At 40.8% G+C, this 2,481-nt stretch carries 2 protein-coding genes; both read right to left on the bottom strand.

Annotated features, from left to right (window positions below; translation table 11 throughout):
* Positions 1–37: 37 nt before the first annotated feature.
* Positions 38–805, bottom strand: coding sequence for an IS21-like element helper ATPase IstB (gene istB / locus LQ216_RS20190; RefSeq protein WP_230131447.1), 768 nt, complete (start codon positions 803–805; stop codon positions 38–40).
* Positions 802–2,358 (bottom strand): IS21 family transposase, encoded by a 1,557-nt coding sequence (gene istA / locus LQ216_RS20185; protein WP_230131445.1) that lies wholly within the window; start codon positions 2,356–2,358, stop codon positions 802–804. The genes istB and istA overlap by 4 nt, the downstream gene beginning before the upstream one ends.
* Positions 2,359–2,481 lie beyond the last annotated feature (123 nt).

Genomic DNA, 2,481 nt, shown 5'->3' with positions numbered 1-2,481 from the left:
GTGTAACCGTCAAGTTGTTTTGAACACTTTTTGCTAATTAATTTTGAACACTTTTCTCTCCAAAAATGGTAGTTCTGTGTTTAATTCTATAACTATCCCCATTTAATCTGATTACTTCTACTCGCTGAAGCAGCCGATCCAAAATAGCCGTAGTGATTCCTTGGTCACCCATTAATTCTCCCCATTGTTCTGGCCCTTTATTTGAGGTCAGAATAATAGAGCTTCGCTCATATAACTCATTAACCAAATGAAAAAATAGATTGGCTTCTCGTTGATCCATCGCCATGTACATTAAATCGTCAATGATAACCAAATCAGATTCTTTCAGCCTTTTTAACTGGGTCTGGGATTTACGAATGTATTCATAGGTCTTTAATAGGTGTACCAGTTCACCCATTGTTGAAAAAGTAACCTTGAAGCCTTTTTGTATAGCTTCGATTCCCAACCCAATTGCTATGTGAGTCTTGCCTACACCTGGCGGTCCCATTAAGATGAGATTATATTGTTGCTCCAGCCAGTTGAGTTCTTTTAACTGGTTTAGCTGCCGTGTACTTAAAGATTGTTGTTCATTCAGATGAAACTCTTCCAAGGTCTTATGATAAGGAAACTTGGCCCACTTCAATCTCTTTTCTACACTTTTTTCTTCCCGTCTTTTCAATTCATGAACAATTAATTCCTGTAAAAATTCCTGATAAGTCCATGAGGACTGCTCTGCCTTTCTAAGAATGGCAGGCAGTTCACTGGCGGTTTCCGTCATTCGCAAATGACGGAATTGTTCCTGCATCATCTGTACCGAACCTGTCATGAGCCCAATCCCTCCAATATACTGATATATTCACCCATATCCCTGGTTTGTACAGTGGCTGTTAAAACGGAGGAATCCACTTTAATTTCGTTTGTACCGTGGGCTAATGCGGAGTTATTTCCCTTCACCCGTATAAGGTGCTGTGCAATGTCTCGAAGATCGTTTGCACTCCAGAGTTGTTCTTTGAAACAGGTGTCTAATGCTTGTTCTACTTCGGGACGGAAGCTTGTGATTGTATGCTGGATGATTTGAAGCTGGTCACGTATATACCTAGGATACCGAATTCCAATCTCATGCAGGAACTGGCCGGCTTTCTCTTGGTCCTTGAATTGACGGATAAGTGTTTCTTTATAGGCTTGTATTCCTTTTGACCGATCCCTCGAATGATGCCTGTTTTTAATCAATTCTCCTTTTCCTTGGCTCAAGCGATGGGTGGCTAGAATCTCTCCCTTCGGGGTTGCCCTGATGATAAGATCTTTTTCAATGATCTCGATAAACACCGTGTTGTCTCCCTTAGGGCGATAGGTTCCCAAGGGGAGGGAATACCGGTTGGATTTATATTTAATAACGTTGTCCTTATGGACAGTTCTTGATATACTTGCTTCTAGGTTGCTCTCGAAAGAGAGCAGGGATGAGACTGGTCTTAAGTGTTGCTTTTCGAGGGCGTGCACTTCTGCCGGTCTCTTTTTCGTTGTATAGTGAACATTATAATTCCCCGTTCTCTCCAGCCATTTCAGACATTGTTCATTCCATGTTTCAAGATTTTGAAATACCCGATGCTTGGCGAAATTATATTTGACATACTTCACGACATTTTCAACTTTCCCTTTACTTTGAGGATCGCTCTTACGACATAGATAGATACGAAAACCCCTCTCTTGTTTGTACGCTTGGAATTCTCCTGTTAAAATGATGTCCCCTGCGTTCTCGCTCACCGTTATGAGATGATCCTGGTCATATACTATTTCTTCCGGCATGCCACCAAAATAATGAAATGCCTGTTCATGACATCGTATCGTATCACGAGTAGTGAAGGGTCTGTCCAACCATTCCACATATTTATACCGGGAATGTGAAAGGACAAAGGTGATAAAATAAAGCTTCGTATCCTTGCCATCTATATGCTTAACAGTGATTTCACCCCAGTCCACCTGCACCTGTTGCCCCATCGGCAACTCTTCGACAGCCTCATGCATACGAGTATGTAATTCTTTCGGAATATAATACATTTCTCTTATTTCACTTACATAAGATCGTACGGTACTTCCTGCAACCTTTATTCCAGGGTGCTTCTCTTTTAACCAGTCCTCTACCTGTGACGAAGATAAATCGGGATGTTCCTTCAGCCAACTGATGATCCAATCTCGGACAGGATCTAGCTTCTTCTTGCGGCTTGATAGAGTAGGCAGCCATTCTGATATTTCCTCCGGAGTCATCTCCAAATATTTATAGACAGTATTTCTTGCCAAATCTAACTTCCTGGCAATAGCCGATATAGAAAATCCTTGTTCCTTTAATTGATGAATTTGAACATACAAGACTAACTTTTCCACCTTTCAATCCCCCAGCTAAACAATAATTCAAAAGAAATATTATAGCTTAGCAGGTTTATATTATGGAAGAAAAGTGTTCAATCTTATCTGGCGGAAACTGTTCAATTTAGTTTAGCAGTTACA

Origin of the sequence: Bacillus sp. CECT 9360 (assembly GCF_918741275.1) — a bacterium.
In the GTDB taxonomy this organism is placed as follows: domain Bacteria; phylum Bacillota; class Bacilli; order Bacillales; family DSM-1321; genus Peribacillus.
Note: the sequence above shows the minus strand (reverse complement) of the source record. Positions and strands in the feature narration are given on the sequence as shown.

Bases quoted from the DNA above. Each gene is read 5' to 3' on its own strand.
- istB (WP_230131447.1), bottom strand. From the start codon at position 805: ATGACAGGTTCGGTACAGATGATGCAGGAACAATTCCGTCATTTGCGA.